This window comes from Phormidium sp. CCY1219, from assembly GCF_055795085.1.
On sequence record NZ_JAYFEQ010000844.1, the window covers coordinates 40626 to 58865 of the forward strand.

17 protein-coding genes are annotated in these 18240 nt (G+C 49.4%); 4 read left to right on the forward strand and 13 right to left on the reverse strand.

Features of this window, described 5'->3' with window-relative positions; genetic code table 11:
- Window positions 1–132: 132 nt before the first annotated feature.
- From nrdR to AC0QH1_RS27025, 4 genes are all read right to left on the reverse strand, one after another.
- Window positions 133–696, reverse strand: a complete 564-nt coding sequence (gene nrdR / locus AC0QH1_RS27010) for a transcriptional regulator NrdR (RefSeq protein WP_324634576.1) — start codon at window positions 694–696, stop codon at window positions 133–135.
- 259 nt (window positions 697–955) lie between these two features.
- Window positions 956–1051 carry a photosystem II reaction center protein T gene (locus AC0QH1_RS27015; protein WP_324634561.1) on the reverse strand — a complete coding sequence of 32 codons (96 nt, stop codon included), beginning with the start codon at window positions 1049–1051 and terminating at the stop codon, window positions 956–958.
- Window positions 1052–1188: 137 nt separating this feature from the next.
- Window positions 1189–2715: a photosystem II chlorophyll-binding protein CP47 gene (gene psbB / locus AC0QH1_RS27020; protein WP_324634562.1), complete on the reverse strand. Its 1527-nt coding sequence runs from the start codon at window positions 2713–2715 to the stop codon at window positions 1189–1191.
- A gap of 305 nt (window positions 2716–3020) precedes the next feature.
- A complete protein-coding gene (locus tag AC0QH1_RS27025) occupies window positions 3021–3353 on the reverse strand; it encodes a hypothetical protein (protein WP_324634563.1) in 333 nt (110 codons plus the stop codon).
- A gap of 1425 nt (window positions 3354–4778) precedes the next feature.
- Here AC0QH1_RS27025 and AC0QH1_RS27030 point away from each other — a divergent pair.
- From AC0QH1_RS27030 to AC0QH1_RS27040, 3 genes are all read left to right on the forward strand, one after another.
- Window positions 4779–5012 (forward strand): DUF4278 domain-containing protein, encoded by a 234-nt coding sequence (locus AC0QH1_RS27030; protein WP_324634564.1) that lies wholly within the window; start codon window positions 4779–4781, stop codon window positions 5010–5012.
- Window positions 5013–6282: 1270 nt separating this feature from the next.
- The gene (locus AC0QH1_RS27035; protein ID WP_324634565.1) at window positions 6283–6492 is read left to right on the forward strand and encodes a hypothetical protein; all 210 of its coding nucleotides are present in this window, start codon (window positions 6283–6285) and stop codon (window positions 6490–6492) included.
- Between the two features lie 56 nt (window positions 6493–6548).
- Window positions 6549–6818 (forward strand): hypothetical protein, encoded by a 270-nt coding sequence (locus tag AC0QH1_RS27040; RefSeq protein WP_324634566.1) that lies wholly within the window; start codon window positions 6549–6551, stop codon window positions 6816–6818.
- 47 nt (window positions 6819–6865) lie between these two features.
- On the opposite strand, the gene AC0QH1_RS27045 is transcribed toward AC0QH1_RS27040, so the two are convergent.
- Complete coding sequence (locus AC0QH1_RS27045) at window positions 6866–7630, reverse strand: ABC transporter ATP-binding protein (RefSeq protein ID WP_324634577.1); 765 nt, start codon at window positions 7628–7630, stop codon at window positions 6866–6868.
- A gap of 289 nt (window positions 7631–7919) precedes the next feature.
- Between AC0QH1_RS27045 and AC0QH1_RS27050 the strand changes: the two genes are divergently transcribed.
- Complete coding sequence (locus AC0QH1_RS27050) at window positions 7920–8783, forward strand: ABC transporter permease (RefSeq protein ID WP_324634567.1); 864 nt, start codon at window positions 7920–7922, stop codon at window positions 8781–8783.
- An 80-nt stretch (window positions 8784–8863) separates the two neighbouring features.
- Here the strand turns inward: AC0QH1_RS27050 and AC0QH1_RS27055 are convergent, their stop codons facing one another.
- The 8 genes from AC0QH1_RS27055 to AC0QH1_RS27090 all read right to left on the reverse strand — a co-directional run bounded on the left by AC0QH1_RS27055 (window position 8864) and on the right by AC0QH1_RS27090 (window position 17838).
- On the reverse strand, window positions 8864–9889 hold the full coding sequence (locus AC0QH1_RS27055; RefSeq protein WP_324634568.1) for an ABC transporter substrate-binding protein: 1026 nt from the start codon (window positions 9887–9889) through the stop codon (window positions 8864–8866).
- A gap of 23 nt (window positions 9890–9912) precedes the next feature.
- Entirely contained in the window at window positions 9913–11703 is a 1791-nt protein-coding gene (locus tag AC0QH1_RS27060) for an NACHT domain-containing protein (protein WP_324634569.1), read from the reverse strand.
- A 126-nt stretch (window positions 11704–11829) separates the two neighbouring features.
- Window positions 11830–13461 (reverse strand): pentapeptide repeat-containing protein, encoded by a 1632-nt coding sequence (locus tag AC0QH1_RS27065; RefSeq protein WP_324634570.1) that lies wholly within the window; start codon window positions 13459–13461, stop codon window positions 11830–11832.
- A 395-nt stretch (window positions 13462–13856) separates the two neighbouring features.
- Window positions 13857–14954 (reverse strand): coiled-coil domain-containing protein, encoded by a 1098-nt coding sequence (locus AC0QH1_RS27070; RefSeq protein WP_324634571.1) that lies wholly within the window; start codon window positions 14952–14954, stop codon window positions 13857–13859.
- Window positions 14955–15054: 100 nt separating this feature from the next.
- The gene (locus tag AC0QH1_RS27075) at window positions 15055–16053 is read right to left on the reverse strand and encodes a coiled-coil domain-containing protein (protein ID WP_324634572.1); all 999 of its coding nucleotides are present in this window, start codon (window positions 16051–16053) and stop codon (window positions 15055–15057) included.
- Window positions 16054–16213: 160 nt separating this feature from the next.
- Window positions 16214–16528 (reverse strand): hypothetical protein, encoded by a 315-nt coding sequence (locus tag AC0QH1_RS27080; protein WP_324634573.1) that lies wholly within the window; start codon window positions 16526–16528, stop codon window positions 16214–16216.
- 150 nt (window positions 16529–16678) lie between these two features.
- On the reverse strand, window positions 16679–17374 hold the full coding sequence (locus tag AC0QH1_RS27085; protein ID WP_324634574.1) for a hypothetical protein: 696 nt from the start codon (window positions 17372–17374) through the stop codon (window positions 16679–16681).
- 92 nt (window positions 17375–17466) lie between these two features.
- A complete protein-coding gene (locus AC0QH1_RS27090; protein ID WP_324634575.1) occupies window positions 17467–17838 on the reverse strand; it encodes a hypothetical protein in 372 nt (123 codons plus the stop codon).
- Between the last annotated feature and the right edge of the window lie 402 nt (window positions 17839–18240).

Genomic DNA, 18240 nt, shown 5'->3' on the forward strand with positions numbered 1-18240 from the left:
TATTATATCTTGCCAACTCCTCCTTGACCAGATTGCCAGGGGAATTTTTTCTGCAAGCGAGAACCCAGGCAGGCTCAATTTGCTCCCTGTGCCTCGGTTTGCCAGGGAAGCGGCGCGAGAATCGCAGAAAGATTAATGAATAAATAAGGAAGCGTCGTGGGCTTGGGTCTCGGATGAAGTGGCAGAAGAATCGCAGGAGCGATCGTCGATCTCGGGAGTCAATCGCTCCATCTGCGCCTCGCTGCGGTTTTGCAAATCGTTTAGGGTTTCGACAAAATCGCGAATTCCTTGGAATTGGCGATAAACCGAAGCAAATCGGATATAGGCCACTTCACTGAGTGTTTGCAGGTGGCACAGAACCAATTCTCCGATTTGGTTGCTCGAGACTTCTCGCATCACCCGCTGCTGCTGCAACGAGGCTTCGATTTCATCCACTAACGCTTCGATTTGTTCGGCTTCCACCCCGGTTTTTTCGCAGGCGCGAACGATGCCGCGCAGCAATTTGGAGCGATCGAAGCACTCTCGTCCTCCGTCGCGCTTGATCACCGTCACGGGAACGTATTCGATCCGCTCGTAGGTGGTAAAGCGACGCTGGCAGTTCAAGCACTCTCGACGTCGCCGAACGCTTTGACCGTCTCTGGCCGATCGCGATTCGAGAACCCGACTTTCTGTATGTTGGCAAAATGGACAGCGCATAATAATCGTCCTCTGGGCACAGATAAAAGGCGTTTGGGCGGAAAATTGCAAAGACAAAGCGCTATCAATGCAGGTGAAAAATTTCCCCTGGCGCTTTGCCCCTCGTTTTTCCGCCCCTCGTCGCCAAGAGGCAAGCAAAAATTTGCCATTCAACGGCAAAACTCTGAGCCAACATTCTTATCCTCTCCGGCGAATCGCAAAAGCATGACCGAACAGATAAGATTGGCTCAGGGGCTATGGAATAACTTGCCGGAAGGGGTTATTTGCCAATCCGAGGCGGTTCGCGAAATGCGATCGCAAAGAACAGCAAACCCAGGGTCAAGGTCAGAACTAGGATGTAAGCGATGCTTTCCATATGAGAACTTCCTGATAATTCTGTTTTTTCCAGTCTACCAGGCAACAGAAAAAAGGTCTAACAAACAGCACGGGGCAAGCAAAACCAACGCGCATCGTTGTTAGACCTTTCTAAATAGCTAGAGAGCTACACAGAGTTTAAACTTCTTGCTTCCGGGTGCTGATATCACCCACTTTCTGGAAGACGCCAAACTCCACTTGCTCTTCGAGATCCGGATCGACCCCGGCGAACACATCCCGGAAGATGGTACGCGATCCGTGCCACAGATGTCCGAAGAAGAACAACAGGGCAAAGCAGGCATGACCGAAGGTGAACCAACCGCGAGTGCTGGTGCGGAACACCCCGTCGGATTCTAGGGTCTCGCGATCGAATTCAAACGGTTCGCCTAACTGGGCTTTCCGGGCAAACTGTTTGACCACTGCTGGGTCGCTATAGGTTTGACCGTCGAGGTCTCCACCGTATAAGCTCACCGTCACGCCAGTTTGCTCGAAGCTGTATTTCGATTCTGCGCGCCGGAAGGGAATGTCGGCGCGAATGATGCCTTCGGAGTCTACTAAGACCACCGGGAAGGTTTCAAAGAAGTTGGGCATCCGACGCACGGTCAGTTCCCGACCTTCACCATCCTCAAACACGGGATGACCCAACCACGCTTGGGCAATTCCATCGCCTTTGTTCATCGGACCGACGCGGAACAAACCGCCTTTGGCGGGGTTGTTGCCCACGTAATCGTAGAACGCCAGCTTTTCGGGAATCTGCGACCAGGCTTCGGACTGGCTTGCGCCCTGCGCCATAGAGACTTGCACCCGGCGGTTAATTTCTTGTTGGAAGTAACCGCTATCCCACTGATAGCGAGTCGGACCGAACAGTTCGATGGGGGTCGCCGCCGAACCGTACCACATGGTACCCGCGACGACGAATGCCGCGAAAAATACCGCAGCAATACTGCTCGAAAGTACGGTTTCGATGTTCCCCATCCGCAGCGCTCGGTAAAGCCGTTCTGGCGGACGCACGGATAAGTGGAAGATGCCGGCAATAATTCCCACAATTCCGGCGGCAATGTGGTGCGCGACGATTCCCCCGGGATTGAAGGGGTTAAATCCGTCTGGCCCCCATTCTGGCGCTACCGGTTGTACGTGCCCGGTTAATCCGTAAGGGTCGGAAATCCACATGCCCGGACCAAATAGCCCGGTTAGGTGAAAGGCTCCAAACCCGAAGCACAGCAAACCGGATAAGAACAGGTGAATGCCAAACATTTTTGGCAGGTCTAAGGCTGGTTCGCCAGTGCGAGGATCGTTGAACAGTTCCAAATCCCAGTAAACCCAGTGCCAGCAGGCTGCTAGGAACAGCAAACCAGCCAGGACGATATGAGCGGTGGCTACGCCTTCAAATGACCAGAAGCCCACGTCGGTGGCGGTGCCGCCGGTAACGCTCCAACCTCTCCAAGAATCCGTCACCCCTAGCCGTGCCATAAAGGGCAACACGAACATGCCCTGACGCCACATGGGGTTCAGAACCGGATCGCTTGGATCGAAAACGGCGAGTTCGTATAGGGCCATCGAGCCAGCCCATCCTGCCACTAAGGCAGTGTGCATCAAGTGTACGGCAATCAGACGCCCTGGGTCATTCAGGACGACTGTGTGTACTCGGTACCAGGGTAGTCCCATCGACTACACTTCCTCCTCTATTAGAGATTTCTACTTGGACGCTATTTTCGAGCCTTTTATAGGGTCTTTGCCTTGCCTGGAAACCCGGGGGCGATCGCCTCTGGGCTTGACAGGAGTGGCATTCAGACCATCGGTTCTCAAAAAATGAGACAGTATTTAAAGAAGTGTAACGTTTGATGGAGTCGAATGCAAGCTTATTCCGGCTTCTGTTCTCGCTCGGCGATCGCTCTGGACTCCCAAATCCCCCCTAGTGCCTCCGGGAATGGGCTTTCACGCCCCGGTGATTTCCCCCTCCCTACGCCGATTTAGGTGAATTTCGTCCCTTTGCTACTGTTCATCTGGCAAATCGCTTCTGACGCCGCTAATCTCTCGATCACTTGCTCGGCACTCATTAACCGCCGGAGAAACACTTGCCCGATACTTGAGGCTCCACTGGCGTCTGGAACCTTGGGCTTGACTTCTACCATGATCACCGCGTCTTCAACTCGATAAAGCCACAAAATCTCTTCATGCTCCACAATGCTCAGGTTGATTCTCTCGATCGCGGGTTCGCGTCGCCACGCGATCGCGTTCCACAGTCCTTCTACTCCCCACACTCGACCTACGGTCCAGCCTTCTGTTAGAAAAAAATATTTCACGAGCCTCTCCCGATCGCCTATAATCTGTGTTTAATATGCACGGAAAACTCCACTAAGGGCGGCTTTCACCGCCTACCGTGTTGCCTCCCCATGCATCACTCCTCTCATTTTTCCATCCAGCTCTCATCCGAATAATTTTTAATCTCTTTGCGTTAGCGCGATTTGCTATTTCTCTTCCCCCTTGTGGCGAGAGTACATCCCGCTCAGGTAAGCGTTTTACCTCTCCGGTTGAGGCGCGATCGCTTCTCGCTTCCATCCTCCTCCTTGTTCCGATCCATCCGCTCCACCACTTTTCCCTCAGTGTCCATGCATCTTCCCATCACTCTGTCTGATTCCCTCACCTAAACGGCGATCGCCAATGTTACTGTCACGGCTATTTTATTATGAAAGTTCAATCCCTCCATTGAAAACATTTCAAAAAATTTCGCGATATCTCATTCAATTTCACCGATACCGATACAACTTTAGCCAGGGATCTGATTGTTCTGATTGCCATGCATGGTGCAGGAAAAACAAGCATCCTCCAAGCCATTGCACGGACCCTCGGGGTGGCTAGCGATCGTCTACAGCAACTCTCGGACTTGCAATGGCCCGGATTTCACTATGACATCTCAACCAACAACTCGGGCGGATTTACCCCACAAGTCTAACTCGAAGTCCACTTTTCCTCCCCAGAACTTGAAAAATGCACCTTGGCAAAAATTAAAAATCCGAATCTAATACGAGTTTTCTTTAATAACGAAACAGTTAAGCACTTATGCAAACAAGTTTTTAACTCTTTCCCAAGCTTAACTCGCTCTCAGGCTCCCCGGACAACCTCTCCCGAGGCGGAGTCTCCTCCCCCCCCTCCACCGGCATGCAAAGGGTGGCATTTTTGCTTAAAATCCCCCTCGCTCTTGAAAATGGGGAAAACTAAGCCCTTAAAAAGAGGGTTGGGGGAATCTGCTCCTGAATGTCTCGGAGATTCTTGCAAATTATCTTTGGCAGAAATAAAATAAATTTGCATAACAAACTACTGCTTTATTTTCAAGCCATGCGACAGTTATTAAACCGATACATATTAGAGAATTTCGATGTAAACGAGGATGCAAACGTAGCAAAAATGGGCTTCTCGTTCCTAGTTGTGTTCTCTATTAATTTGCTTTAAACAAGCAATTGATGACAATATAAATTTTAATTTTCTAGTTTTTTGGGGTTGACACTCTTTAAAAGCGTTGCTAGATTTGTTGTATTCCCACTCACGAGCTAAACCGAAGGAAACAAGGAAACCTACTCCCCAGCTTTTTGTCCATCCCTTCTCCTTATCTTCTTGGAAACAAGAGAATAAGAAAAAAATCTCAAAAGCACTCTAACGAGCATAGGGAAAGGGCAATCTTGAGTTCATTTATGCTCATCAAAAATCAATTTAACCTTTGCCAAAAAAAAATGAGTTTATCCTATCGCGGCATCCAGTATCAACCTTCCAACGTACCTGCAATCCAGCCTTCCAGCATCGCCAACTATCGTGGAGTGAGTTATTACACTCAATCCAAACCGCAAATTGCAACTCCTCCTGCCGTTACCCTGATGTATCGGGGCGTGGCGTATCAGATGAATCCAGAAACCACACAATCTCCAAAAACAATCGAGTTAACTTCACTGTCTCTCACTTTGGTTTAATTCAGTTTTTTTGAATCCAACTATAGCGCTTGAAAACGCAATACTTCGGATAGTTTTTGAGGCGGATCGTTAATTAAAGAGTTGGCTCTTACGCAACTTCGGCGCAAGAGCCAACTCTTTCTATGATTGCCAGTGGATACCCTTATGGAAATTATCGTCTGGAGTATGATTTTGCTTTTTTGTTAGGGACTATTTCGCTCATGGGCGATCGCAAACCCCCCTTCTACTCAACCTGCCGCAGTTCCCCACCGACAAATTGCCAGCCTTTTGGTGCCCAGTTCCGTTGGGGGTCATCCCTGGAGAAATTGTCGATCGCAGCATCAATGTTCGCCCGTTCGCCCAATCCCAGAAAATCCCGGAACAGATGACTTTCACGGTTGAGGTTAGAGTCACACCCTGAGCAAGTTGGGCTTTCAACGCCAGTGGGATGCAGCGCATAGAGTAAGTTGACACTCTGCGGTCGCGCATACGCGCAGATTCTCCGAGTTATACTCAGAAGGGTCTGTCAAAAGGCATTTCTGCCACCGACCCTCTACCCTGTTGCTTTCGCTTCAGGCTACTTGCTTTTTTTGCTTTCCGGGCACTTCCCTTAACTTCTATACGCTCCACAACCTGCGTTGTTTGCTCCGCTCAATGTCGTTGTGCACTTCTATTTAGAGCCGTCGGTTCTCCGGTGGCCGGAATTTCATCTGAACTAGGATGCTTCGTCGCGTAGGCTTTTACCCTTACTAACTTTTTAATTGCAACTAATCTCGCTTGTTAAAACAAGCGAGTCGTTTTTCCGCCCCGCTTTAAAAAGACGGGGCTACCAAACTCCCGAATAGTTCCCGTGTAGTGGTGGGCATAGTAGTGGGAAGTTGGGCACTGGGGAAGTGTGGGCATGGAGTTGGATTGCGATCGCCCGCCTTTTATCAGTGCAACTCATCCTAGGTGGGGCGTGGGTTGCAGGATGCGGATTGACAACTCGTTCGGCTTTTGGCTCAAACTGCTGACCGATGATAAGCGGGTTGAGGCATTTGGATTTGGCGCTCTTGCCCCCGAACCCTTGGCATGCAGCAGGTCAAAACTCTGAGCGCAGCGGTAGGAGGTGTCAGATCCTCCGGGCGGATTTGCAGGTATAGCAAAGTTAGCAACCCTATCTTTAACATCGGCTTTTTTACTCAATTTGCCCAGCTATTGATAGTATAAACCTTGATTTACCTTGAAAAAACCATTCGGATAGCACGAGATAGAGGTGAAGAAGTGGTCAGTTATCATCTCTTTTATTATAATGCCACTCCGAAAAAATGACAAGCACATTGCCCTGACACTTCTGATTCGTTTTGTAGATTATCTGTGTCTCTTTGCCTTAGTTAGTGCCGCGATCGCCATTGGTTTGAAATTTTTCTCACCCATGCCCGCACCCGTGAGTCACCCCGGTGCAACCGAAACCTCACCGTCTAACCCCCAACGCACAGATGTGGTTCGGTTCGACCCGTAAAAAATTGCCAGATTTTTGCCCTCAAAAAATCAGCCTAAAATCATTTCGCCAAAGCAATGGAAACCGAAGAAATATATCGCGGCTGGCACATCAAAATTTTTCCGCGATCGCGCGGTTGGATCTTTCGCGTTTTTCCTCCCGATGACGATATAGGAGAAAGCGACGAGGTGATTTATTCCCGCCAGTGCAGCGCTACCGCCGCCGCCCGCTTATTCGTGATGAAACTGAGCGCCAGTGTGGCATTAATGCAATTTTTAGATGACGCTTACGCCGCTGGTTTAATCGCTTATGAAGAAAAGTGGATTTTATTCGATTCTTTGCCTTAAATCACTCAATTTGTAGGCTGGGCATTGCCCACCGCCTTGGATAACATTTATCGCAAGGCACGAATCACCTGTCGCTTAATCTCGATAAAATCCGGCGAGAGTTTCATCTCTAAATCCCGCAATTCTGGGAGATTAATCGCCAATTCTTCTTTAATTTCCCCCGGATGGGCGCTCATTACATAGATGCGTTGCGAGAGAAAAATCGCTTCCTCCACATCGTGGGAAATCATCAATACGGTCATCTGGGTTTTTTGCCATAAATCCAGGGTAAATTGCTGCATCTGTTCTTTGGTTTGTGCGTCTAATGCACCAAAGGGTTCGTCCATCAGCAAAACTTCCGGTTCGTTGGCTAACGCACGGGCGATCGCCACTCGCTGTTTCATTCCACCGGAGAGCTGTTTCGGGTAGGCGCTGGCAAATTGACTCAATCCCACCACGTTTAAATAATACTCGATTTTTTCCTTTCTTTGCTGCTTGGGCATGTTTTTTAGGCGCAAGCCAAAGGCGACATTTTCGGCGACGGTTAACCAGGGAAATAAGGAATAACTCTGGAAAATCATGCCGCGATCGCTTCCCGGTCCTAACATCGGTTCGCCATCCATCAGCACTTGCCCGGAGGTGGGTGGCATCAAGCCGGCAATAATATTTAATAAGGTGGATTTTCCACACCCGGAAGCGCCCACAATACAAACCAGTTCGTTAGCATATAGATGCAGGTTGATGTTGTGCAATACCATCAGGCGATCGAAGCGCTTATATAACTCTTTGACTTGTAATTGGGGAATGCCCCTGCTGGAAATTCGCTCTTGCATGACGCTGATATCACTCAATCGTAATTTAACAATTTTTAACAAATTTTTTGGCCATTTTTTTGAGACTTCCCTGGACAAAGGGTTGAAAATATGATAGATTATCTGATAATGGGAATAGTAGCATTTTTAAAAATTTTGCCACTATTCCCATTATGATATAAGGGTATCACAAATTTTTGCATTTGTCCAGATAGATTGGCAAAAAAAATGGCCAAAAAATGGTAAAAATTGTAACAATTTATCCAGGGACGAGCTGGGGTAGAATTGCGGGAGGAGAAAGAGGGGAGAAATGAGAGGTAAACATCGGAGAAAGACCATGCCGCGATCGCCGAAACCCTATTTAGAGCCTTCCATTTTTTGGAGCATTCGCCAAGGATTTCCGCAGCGGTTGCGGATCCTGCTGGCGGTGAGTGCGTTGGGGATACCGCTGCTGCTGTGGGGGATACTCAGTTATGGAGAAGTGGTGACGCCGATGCTGCTTCCCACCCCCACGGCGGTATTGCAAGCGGGGATAGACATGTTAAACCCACAACAGAGGGACGAAAGCTTGTGGGTGGATATTTTTGTCAGTTTTGGTCGCGTTTTCGGGGGATTTTTAGCGGCGGCGGCGGTAGGAATTCCCGTGGGGATTGCGATGGGAACATTTTACAGTATGGAAAGCCTGTTTAGTCCGATTGTAGGCACCATTCGCTATATGCCAGTGGCTGCATTTATTCCGTTAGTAGTGGTGTGGTTTGGGTTGGGGGAAATGTCAAAGGTGGTCATTATTTTTTTAGGCATTGTGTTCTATAATGCCATAATGATAGCCGATGCGGTGAAGTTTATTCCCAGCGAATTGTTAAATGCCGCCTATACCTTGGGGGCAAATCGACGGGATATTTTATTGCGGGTGATTTTACCCGCATCAGTGCCAAGTATTCTGGATACATTGCGGGTGAATGTGGCGGGGGCGTGGAATTTTTTGGTGATTTCGGAATTAATTGCTGCCGATCGCGGATTGGGGTTTAGAATTGCCAGGGCGCAGCGTTTCGTGCAAACAGACCAAGTGCTAGTTTGCATTGTGGTCATTGGGGCGATTGGGTTGTTACTGGATTTTGCCTTTAAATGGGTGGCGAAAAAAGTCACCCCTTGGGCGGAGTATTCTCAGCATTAATCGAGATAGGGTACAACCGGGGGATTTTTCATATTAGAGTGGGTTGGGAGGGGAAGGTGGGCAATCTGCCCACCCGACGGTTAAACTGAGTCGATTCGCAGGATAAATTTAGGTTCGATTAAAGGAGCTAAATCGGGGACTTGTTGAATTTGACCTTGTGCTTTGAGGAATTGCGCTAGGGATTGCATGGAGTTTAACAAATAGCGATCGCTTTGCGGGTTAGCGAGTAATTCCAGATTTGCCTGTAAATCCGGAAGTCGCACGCCGTTGAGCGCCGAGGCTAATTCTTCTGGGGGGATATCCAACTGTTGGGCGGCGATCGCAATTCCTTCTTCGCGGTTAGTTCGCAAAAATTCCAATCCCTGCAAGACTCCTTGGACAAAGGCTAACACCGTTTCGGGATGGCGATCGCTAAATGCTGCATCGAAAACATAGAGGTCAGTAATTGCCGTGGGCATTTGCGAAGAATCGTAAATAATTCGTCCATCGCTTTGGGCTTCATTGGCTTTTTGCAAATAAGGGGCATAGGTCACGGCGATAGGAATATTCCCGGATTGATATGCAGCAGCGGCGGCATCTGGAGGGGCATTGACGAGGGTAAAATCCTCCGAATCTAAGCCTACGGTGTCGAGAACTTGCAGCAAAAAGAAGTGACTGACACTACCTTCTTCTACGGCGATTCTTTCTCCTTTAAAATCGGCAATTTCGGCAATACTATTGCGGGCTAAAATGCCATCGCCACCCACAGAGGTATCCTGGACTAAAACAATGCGAAAATCCTTGCCGGTGGCGGCGAGGGTAACGGCTTCCGAAGCCACAGGAGAAACTGCATCCAAACGATTGGCAATAAAGGCGGTATTGGCATCAGTATTGGCAGAAAAGACTTTTACATCTAAGTCTAGCCCGAGGTCATCGAAAAATCCTTTTTCTTTGGCGATGTAAAGCGGTGTAGACCCTACCCAGGTAAATAAGCCAATGGAGGCGGTATTTTTATCGGAAGTTTCCGGCGATCGCGGTTGGTTAGGGGTGCAAGCGTGCAAGGCAAGACCTGCAGCGGTACCGGTTAGCATCCAAAGGGTTTGACGACGAGTCCAAAAGTGATTCATGGGTGTCATAAACAGAGTTAAAGTTATTCTATTTTAGCGGAATTAAATTCGACTAAATGGGTTTGTAACTGGGGGTGAATAAAAATATATCCGCTGCCGACTTTGTACAAGAATCCCACTTCAGTAGCCCAATCGAGAAATCGGGCATAATTCCAGGGAGTCAATCCCATGAATCCTAGCATAAAGCGCAGCAAAAGGTGTTTGATGCACAAACCGCCTGCAGCAAAAATTCCTAATAGCAATCCGGCGATCGCCGCTTTGAATACAGACACCTCGATCGCCTCGGCGAGGATTATCAGGATGGCTGCGCCGAGAATGCCGAAAAACCGGGCATTTTTGACCGCAATCCAGACTCGTTGGTTGGGCATTGTTTCGCGCACGATACTCTCTCCCCAACCGGGAAATCCGCGCTGGATTGTCTTTTGGATGAGTTTGGGGGTAACATTGCGAAAGACAGTTTTGCTCATTAATTTGTAAGGGAGGCGCAGCAGCGATCGCCAGATTTTGCGATGCAGCCATTTGACCAGCACTCTACTGCTCATGTGCGGAACGCCTCGCACAACCATCCCCAGCAGGGGGCGCAGCAATCCGGCGAAGCTGGCGATCGCGCGGCGAGTCCAGAGACGAAGCCAAAACCAGGCTACCGGACCGCGCAAGCCGCGAAACAGCACAGCGCCCATCGGTCCGCGCATCCAGCCCATCACCACGCCACCGATCGCCCCGGTAGTCAACCCGATAATCGGGCCAGTGAGGATGCCGGCGATCGCCCAGAGTCCCAGGCTATACACTTGTTCCTGCCATCCTTTCGGCAACCAGTTTGACTGCATCTGTTCGATTAAAAATAAAGTCCTGGAACACTCGCACATATTTTGCGCCAGCCAAGTGAGCCAGTGTTGGGCGTCGCGCTTGGAGTAAGGACTCTCGGCGGCCATGCAATCGAGTTTATTTTCTATATAAGCGTTCCACAGGGGCGTCGCGGTACAGTTCTCCTGAGTACCGACCTCCGCCATCAGGCGTAAGGTGAGGGGAGTGCAAGGCATTTCTGGGGCGGGAGTTTCCGGGAGGATATCGGCGGCGAGATAGGGCTGGATTTGCTCTGGGGTCAGCGATCGCAAAACCAGGGTGCGATCGAACTGGAGGGGCGTTTCTAGGGCTTCGTATTCGCCGATCGCGCTGGTTACGACCACCGTTATCTGAGGGCGATCCTGGCAAAAGCGATCGATGGCCTCGGCGCAGTTTTGCCGCTCTGCGGAACTCACTTCGTCCAAACCATCCAGCAGCAGCAAAAACGGCAAGCCTTGGCGATCCTCTAACCACTCATCGCTCACATAGGGAGCGAGCTGATAGAGATGATGCAATTGCTCGATTAACCATTCAAATAGCACTTTGTGTTTTTTCGTCCAGGTGCAGAGACGAAACACCACCGGAACCGGACGATCGCGATCGCGGGCGGCGAGTGCGAGGCGATCGCGGGCAATTTCTAGCAGCGCCGTGGTTTTTCCCGCCCCCGCTTCCCCGAGAATTAGCAGTTTTTCCCCCGCTTGTGGCGCGAGAGTGGCGCGGGTGTTCTCTGGGGGAGAATCCACCGCCGGATCCCGGACTTCCGCCTTCACCTCCAGATGAGGGCGATCGCGCAGAGATGCTTGCAAAACACCGGATATCCAAGCAGTTTTGACTTTTTCGAGCAAAATTTCGCGAATCTCCTCTGCTTCCGGATCGCGATCGCCGAGTGCGTTAAAAATTCCGTCGCCTTCCTGAATTTGCTGCATCCATTTCCCCCCAGGTGACTTCTGTGCTGTGTGCATCTGATTCATTTTAACGATTATCCGACTCTATAGCGACTCTATCGCGGTTCGTTTAGGAGTTGTAAAATTCGCTCGCACTTCCCAACTGAATTGTACCGCTGGTTGAGAATTCCTATCTATCCACCCCCTGCGGAATTATTCATGTTGCGTGCCATCGGGCATAATCGCACCCGTGAGAATTGCCAGCGTTTCCCCTGCGCCGAAATCCGCCCCGGCGATCGCCGCCCCCGTGAGATTGGCATAACTGAGATTTGCCTCTTGTAGATTCGCGCCCGCGAGATTTGCGCCGGTGAGATTGGTTCCGCTTAAATCGCAAAAAGATAAATCGGTGGCACTGAGATTGGCACCAGTGAGGTCGAAGCCGCTTAACTTAAGTGAGGCGAGATGGCATCCACTCAGATTCACGCCCCATAAATGGGCAGCCGTGAGATTAGCCCCTCGCAAGTGAGCGTTGCACAAATTCGCCCCACTGAGGTCGGCCCCGACTAAATTTGCCCCCTGCAAATCGGCCTGGGCTAAATTTGCACCACTGAGATTGGCTGCCATTAAGTTAGCTTGTCGCAAGTCAGAACCGCTCAAATCCGCTTCGCTGAGATTGGATTCGGACAGATCTCCCCCGGCGAGATTGGCCTGGGTTAAGCTAGTTCCCATTAAACTCACGCCCCGCAAGTCGATGTAGGGGAACACCTCATCTGGATAACCCACTGCAAATTGTGCCGCCTCTGTCGGCACGGGTGGGGAGGTTGGGGCGATCGGTGCGGGAAAATTAACCTCAGACTCAACTGGGGCGGCGGGATATATGGATTCCGGATTATCCCAAGTGGGAACTTCTGTGGCCCTGGGGTCGGCGGGATACATGGATTCCGGATTATCCCAAGTGGGAATTCCCTGGGTGCTGGCATCGGGGGGATACATGGATTCCGGATTGTGCCAGGTGGGAACTTCTGTGGCCCTGGGGTCGGCGGGATACATGGATTCCGGATTGTCCCAGGTGGGAACTTCTGTGGCACTGGTCTCGCGATCGCGTTCTCCTGGGCTGAGTTGCGCTTCCCCTGTGGATTGAGCCGACATATCCGCTGGCTCACTTCCCGGCGGTTGGGAGGGTGCTGGCGGTGGCGCTTCTGGTTGGGGAGGTGCGGCGCGGGGTGGCACTTCTTCGGGAATTTGTTGTTCTAACTCGCGGATGAGTTGGGTTAAGTGGACGATGCGATCGCACAGTCGCTCGATGGACTCGGGTAGGGTTTCGAGCTGTTCGAGAGATAAAGCCGATAAGGGCGGTTCCAGGGAGGGATCTGGTGCGCTGGGTTCGGTTTCCGGGGGCGCGGATTCCCCGGCGGCTTGCAGTTGCTCGATTAGGGTGTCCATGCGATCGCTGATGCGCGTCACGGAATCATTTAGGCGATCGAATTTCGGTTGTTGGTTGGCTAGGGGTAAGTGCAGTTGCTCGATTTCTTGGGCGGGTAGGTTTTCTTGCAGGTGGGAATTGAGTTGAATCATTTCGGTTTTTAAGTCCCCCACGTGATGGGCGATCGCTCCTTCGATATTCCCGAGACTGCAATCTAATTCCACCAAGGCGCTGAGCATCTGTTGCTCGTTGAGCTGGTGCATCCGGTGGCGGTTGACCAGGTTGAGCCACACCGACAAAAACAGAATCACCCCGCCATAGTTTATTTTCCCGAACAGCAATACGGCGAGGGAACCGACAACGGAACCTGCAAGGGAAATATATTCGGCTATTTTGAGCGCATCAGGGTTGTTTTGTTGCATGGATCCTCAGCCCACAACAGCAGGGACTCGGTGTTCTGGATAGCTGACCTGGATTCGGACAAGTCAGATTGATTTTATAATATTGGGGTAAATTTGAACATGAAAGTTTGATGAAGTTTGCCCAATCGCACAAATTATTTTTCCAGATGAATAACAGGCGCAGAAATACCTCGGCTCTTGGGGCGCTTCTTCCCTGTGCGATCGCCTGCCACTCTCCATTCTACCCAAAAAGAGAATTGAGCGCCGATTTTGTCCCCCGGGTTCATTTCACCCTCGCCACCATCTCCCGTGATTCTCACCTTTTCTACCATTGCCTTTGACTTGCTTCAAATCACACAAAAAAAAGGGCAATCGATCGCAATTGCCCCTCGTTTGACTATGCCCGAAATAATCGTTTATTTGCTTTTCGGCTGATTTTTCGCTTGTTCTACGGCAATTTCTCGCAAGGCTTGGAAAGAATTGGCGTTGGAAGACCCTTCGATGGCTTTGACGGCCAAATCCTGAACCTGTTTCAGTGCCGCTTCCAGTTGCTTGGTCAGGGTTTGGATGCGCGCCTCGCGGTCTTTAATCGAGGCTTCTAGCGAGGTAATTTGCAGTTCGTAGGAGCGCTTGAGACCGTCAATTTCTTTAGCACGCAAGTCGGCGGAAACTTTGGCTTGATAGTTGCCGATGTTGCGGCCATTTTCTTTGCCGTTCTTGATATTTTGTTCCAATTTTTTCGGATGTTCTTCCACTTTCGCCTTGGCTTCGGCATATTGTTTTTCCCGTTCGGCAATTTCCGTTTCCCGCTCGTTCCATTCTTTCTCTTGGGCAAGTCGCGTTTCTTCCAGTTCTTGATAGAGCGATTTTTTGTTTTGCTCGTATTCTTCGCTATCGAGATTGCGTTCGAGTTCTAAGTTGTAGCGATATTCCTCTTCGTCGCGCTGGCGCTCTTTGTGATGGGTTTCGTTGCGCTCTTTAATCTGGCGCTGATGGATGTTTTGCTCTTTCTCCCATTCTGTCTTTAAGTCCTGGATTTGTTGGTCTAAGGTTTCTTGGCGATCGCCGATTTCTTGTTCAAAGCTTTTGGCCCGTTCTTGATAGGTCTCTAATAAGGTATCTAAGGTGTCTTCTTCGACTTCTTCTAAATCATGCAGTTCTTGCAGCTCTTCAACTTCTTGGCTGACTAACTCTTCTAAATCCTTTAACTTGGCAGCTTCCTGCGTGAGTTGTTCGGACAGTTCGCTCGTCGCACTACCAAATCCCTGTTGCAGCAATTCTAAGCTTTGAATGGTTTGATTGACTTTTTGTTGCGCCGTTTTCCCATTATTCGAGGGTCTGACTTCCGCCGATGCGCTTTGCTTCACCGCTTTTACGGGATTTTCCACCACGGCTTGTTTTTCTTTATTCAGTTTGCGAACTTGCGATTGCAAGCCGGAATTTTCTTGCTGCAATTCTTCAAAAGCTTCCAGGATTTCGGCTTTGGTGCTTTTGGAGTTAATTTTTTTCACCATCGGTTGTTTTTCTCCTGAGAATGGGCGACTGTTTAGTTAAAAACCTTGAGGCTTTTTTAGCGGTGTAGACGCGGCGGCGCGTCTCTATAAAATCGGTGGATTATTTGGCAGAAGAGCTGCCATTTGATGAGCTTTGAAAGGCGCGCATCGCCAAGTCTTGCGCTTGTCGCATTGCCGCTTGTAGCTGGGCGGTAATATCGGCAATTTCTTGGGTCTGACGTTCCACGGTATTGTTGAGGGATTGGATGGTGAGTTCGTATCCTTCTTTGGTGCCTTCCCACTCTTTTTCAAATAAGTCTGCTTTCACTTTGGCTTCCCGCTTGGCATCGGCGATCGCCTCTTCTTTGGCTTTGATATATGCCTGCTTCAGTTCTTCCTCAAATCCTTCAATCTTTTGCTGGTTTTCTTCAAATTCGGCTTGATGTTCTTCCAAGTATTCTTCCCGTTCGGCCCAATTCTTTTCTTTCTCCCGTTTAATGGCTTGCAGTTCTCGTTCTTGTTGCCGCTTGGACTCTTCGTATTCATCCATCTCGATTTTCCGCAAGCGTTGTATTTCGTAGTTGTAGTCGGCGGCTTCGCTTTCCCGGGCTTGGGCTAATAGTTCCGCTTGTTCTCGCACTGCTGTGTCGAATTCTTCCTGCTCTTTTTGCCAGATTTTGCGCTTTTGCGCCATATCTTTTTCGATGGACTCTTGCTGTTCTGCAGCGCGATTTTCCAGGATTTTTAGCTTTTCTTGGTGTTCTTGGGTTAAGATATGCAGCGCATCGGCAACCACGCGGATTTTTCGCAGTTCTTCTAAGCGATCGCTTTCAATCGCGATCGCCCGCTTCAATTCGTCGAGTTTCGTGGTTTCGCTGTCCAGTTTCTCGGCAAGCTGCGTAATAATACTGCCAAAATCTAACTGCAGGTCCGCTAACCCTTTGACAATACTATCAATCGTATAACTAGAGGCAACTTGCAGCAGTTCTTTGTTTTTCTCTTTTTCCGCTTCTTCTTCTTTCGTGGCAACTTTCGATTCTATCTGTTTGCGCTCTTCGAGGAGTTGCTGAAACTCGGCCAGGATTTTGGCTTTATTATCTTTGGCGGTGGATTGCGTCATGGTAATTGTCCTCCTGCAATTTACAATTGACTGCGAGATATTGTCTGGTTTGACCGCTAAATAATTCTAGTGTAGACTAGAAAACCGGGATGATGTTCCAGAATTGAATTAAGTTTTCTTAACGCAGGGTTAAGAAATGTAAAGCAACGAATCTCAATGTTTAAGAACCCCTTTTTGCGGGGGGATTAGCGAGAATATTCAGGATGTTTTGGCAGCGATCGCAACGATTTCCCTGCCAGCAGTAGCATGATTCCACTACATTTAACAACAAGGCTTTCATCTGCTGATTTTGCTCGAGCAAGGCGCTGTAATTTTGCTCTACTGATTCCACAATTAAACTCATGTGGTGGAAATCTTCCGCTAGCAGTGCCAAATCGTTTAAGCTATCGTTGCGAATCTCTTCAAAGGTGGCGAGATTTCCTTTTAACTGGTTTTCCCACACCGACTGGCGGGTCAATTTCGCAATGTTTTTCACCTTAGTGCCCTCTGAGGTATGAAAATCATGGTTGATGGCTACAAGAAAAAGGATAAGAAACCGGGGTTTAATCTAGTTTTTTTGCAAATGAAAATATCAGGTGAATTAACCCGGTTTCTAACCCCGACAAATCGACGAAAGAGAAAGAAATTACATCGCGTTTGCCATTTCGCGATCGCTATTAAAATCCTCATCGGATCCTGCCGGCAACGCCATCTCATCTTTTGTAGAATCCGCATCCAAATGCGCCGCCATCAAACAAGCAATTTCATGGGGAGGCAAATTATCCAGACAAACCATTTCTCGGGTGCCTTCCAAATCAATCAACCGACTGAGATTTTGCGGGTCTTCAAGCACCAATGCGGCTTGTTCGACCATCTCCCAGTTCGTCCGTTCCACCCAATCCCATTTCAAGCTATAATAGTTAATCGGCTTCAACACGCCATTATCATCGGGTTTCTGACCGGAATGCTTGACGAATTCGGGCACAAAAATTCCTTCTGCTGGTTCGATTCCCCGGGCTTGAATCGAAGCCACCAAGCGATTAAAATCACTCAGACTGCGCCCTTTAATGTAAGTGACCATCACCACATTATGGGGCATTTCTCCGGCTTCAGCCACAAACCAAATTTGCCCCCAAAGGGTGTTTTTTGTCTGGCCGAGACTGCCGAAAAATTTGCTAAACTTTAAAATAGTCATGGCTAATTTAGAGCCATATTCTTCGTCACCAATCGTCCATTTACCACTTTGACAGTTGTTGCGAGTGGCAATCGGCAGTTCGGGAACGACGATCGCATTGGTGGGCTTGACGCCAAATACGGATAAGGTCGGTTTTTTATCGGTCATTTCGGTTTCTCCTGTTGTGGTGTTCTGCGGGTTTTTGTTTGCTGAGTTTTTGGCCATTTTTACGGATTTGAAAGTAGAGCGATATCGGAGATTTAGCGAATCACGTGACGATGGTGAGCCGAGGTGACTGCTGGGTATTTATAGTCCTTTTTTGGGCTTTTTTTTCCCTCGACTTCCTTGGCGCATTCCCCCGCATAAACCTCCATCCAATTTTGATGGCTTGTCCCCGGGGCGGGGTCTGACTCCGAGGGGGTGGAGGTCGCCGCTTTGGTACTTTGCAACACGGCGAGCAAATGCTGTAAAATCTCAATATGCGCCGGGGTGAAGTGGATGCTAAATCCAGATCCATCGCGAGCGTAACCCGGACAAATGAGAGATGCTGTACCTTCGTCGTCATGTTTGGCAATATAAAGCCAGTCGGTGTCTTCTAACTTGTAGTGAGTATCCGTCCAGGTTTTGAGCATCTTGTCTATCCTTGCCTTGTTTGACTTCCACCCTGGTGGGCGCACTAGATTGGGAAAATCGAACCTCATCTGGGGTGGGGCTTCGATGGAGGGCGATCGCCGGCTGAATAGGGACTCCTGACTCCACCCCTCGCGCCGCAAATGTTGAACTTTTGTTCAACTAACCTCAGTCTAACGCCACTTGATTTTTACGTCAACCCCAAAGTTGATTTTTTTTTCAAATTAGCCTAGAATGCGGATGTAGGTGCGAATCGTTCCCGCCAAAGTCAAGGCTGAAATGCCGAAAACGTAAGCGGGGCAAGGAATCTAAGGCTTAAAGCCAAGAAACCTTGACAACTGTCATCTGGTTGCTAAGGAGGAGGGAAGCGGCCTAGACCGTAACCAAATCTGAGGTCAGCAGGC

Bases quoted from the DNA above. Each gene is read 5' to 3' on its own strand.
- AC0QH1_RS27070 (WP_324634571.1), bottom strand. From the start codon at position 14,954: ATGGTGAAAAAAATTAACTCCAAAAGCACCAAAGCCGAAATCCTGGAA.
- AC0QH1_RS27055 (WP_324634568.1), bottom strand. From the start codon at position 9,889: ATGAATCACTTTTGGACTCGTCGTCAAACCCTTTGGATGCTAACCGGT.
- AC0QH1_RS27090 (WP_324634575.1), bottom strand. From the start codon at position 17,838: ATGCTCAAAACCTGGACGGATACTCACTACAAGTTAGAAGACACCGAC.
- AC0QH1_RS27065 (WP_324634570.1), bottom strand. From the start codon at position 13,461: ATGCAACAAAACAACCCTGATGCGCTCAAAATAGCCGAATATATTTCC.
- AC0QH1_RS27045 (WP_324634577.1), bottom strand. From the start codon at position 7,630: ATGCAAGAGCGAATTTCCAGCAGGGGCATTCCCCAATTACAAGTCAAA.
- AC0QH1_RS27050 (WP_324634567.1), top strand. From the start codon at position 7,920: ATGAGAGGTAAACATCGGAGAAAGACCATGCCGCGATCGCCGAAACCC.
- psbB (WP_324634562.1), bottom strand. From the start codon at position 2,715: ATGGGACTACCCTGGTACCGAGTACACACAGTCGTCCTGAATGACCCA.
- AC0QH1_RS27040 (WP_324634566.1), top strand. From the start codon at position 6,549: ATGGAAACCGAAGAAATATATCGCGGCTGGCACATCAAAATTTTTCCG.
- AC0QH1_RS27060 (WP_324634569.1), bottom strand. From the start codon at position 11,703: ATGAATCAGATGCACACAGCACAGAAGTCACCTGGGGGGAAATGGATG.
- AC0QH1_RS27015 (WP_324634561.1), bottom strand. From the start codon at position 1,051: ATGGAAAGCATCGCTTACATCCTAGTTCTGACCTTGACCCTGGGTTTG.
- AC0QH1_RS27075 (WP_324634572.1), bottom strand. From the start codon at position 16,053: ATGACGCAATCCACCGCCAAAGATAATAAAGCCAAAATCCTGGCCGAG.
- AC0QH1_RS27085 (WP_324634574.1), bottom strand. From the start codon at position 17,374: ATGACCGATAAAAAACCGACCTTATCCGTATTTGGCGTCAAGCCCACC.
- nrdR (WP_324634576.1), bottom strand. From the start codon at position 696: ATGCGCTGTCCATTTTGCCAACATACAGAAAGTCGGGTTCTCGAATCG.
- AC0QH1_RS27030 (WP_324634564.1), top strand. From the start codon at position 4,779: ATGAGTTTATCCTATCGCGGCATCCAGTATCAACCTTCCAACGTACCT.
- AC0QH1_RS27035 (WP_324634565.1), top strand. From the start codon at position 6,283: ATGCCACTCCGAAAAAATGACAAGCACATTGCCCTGACACTTCTGATT.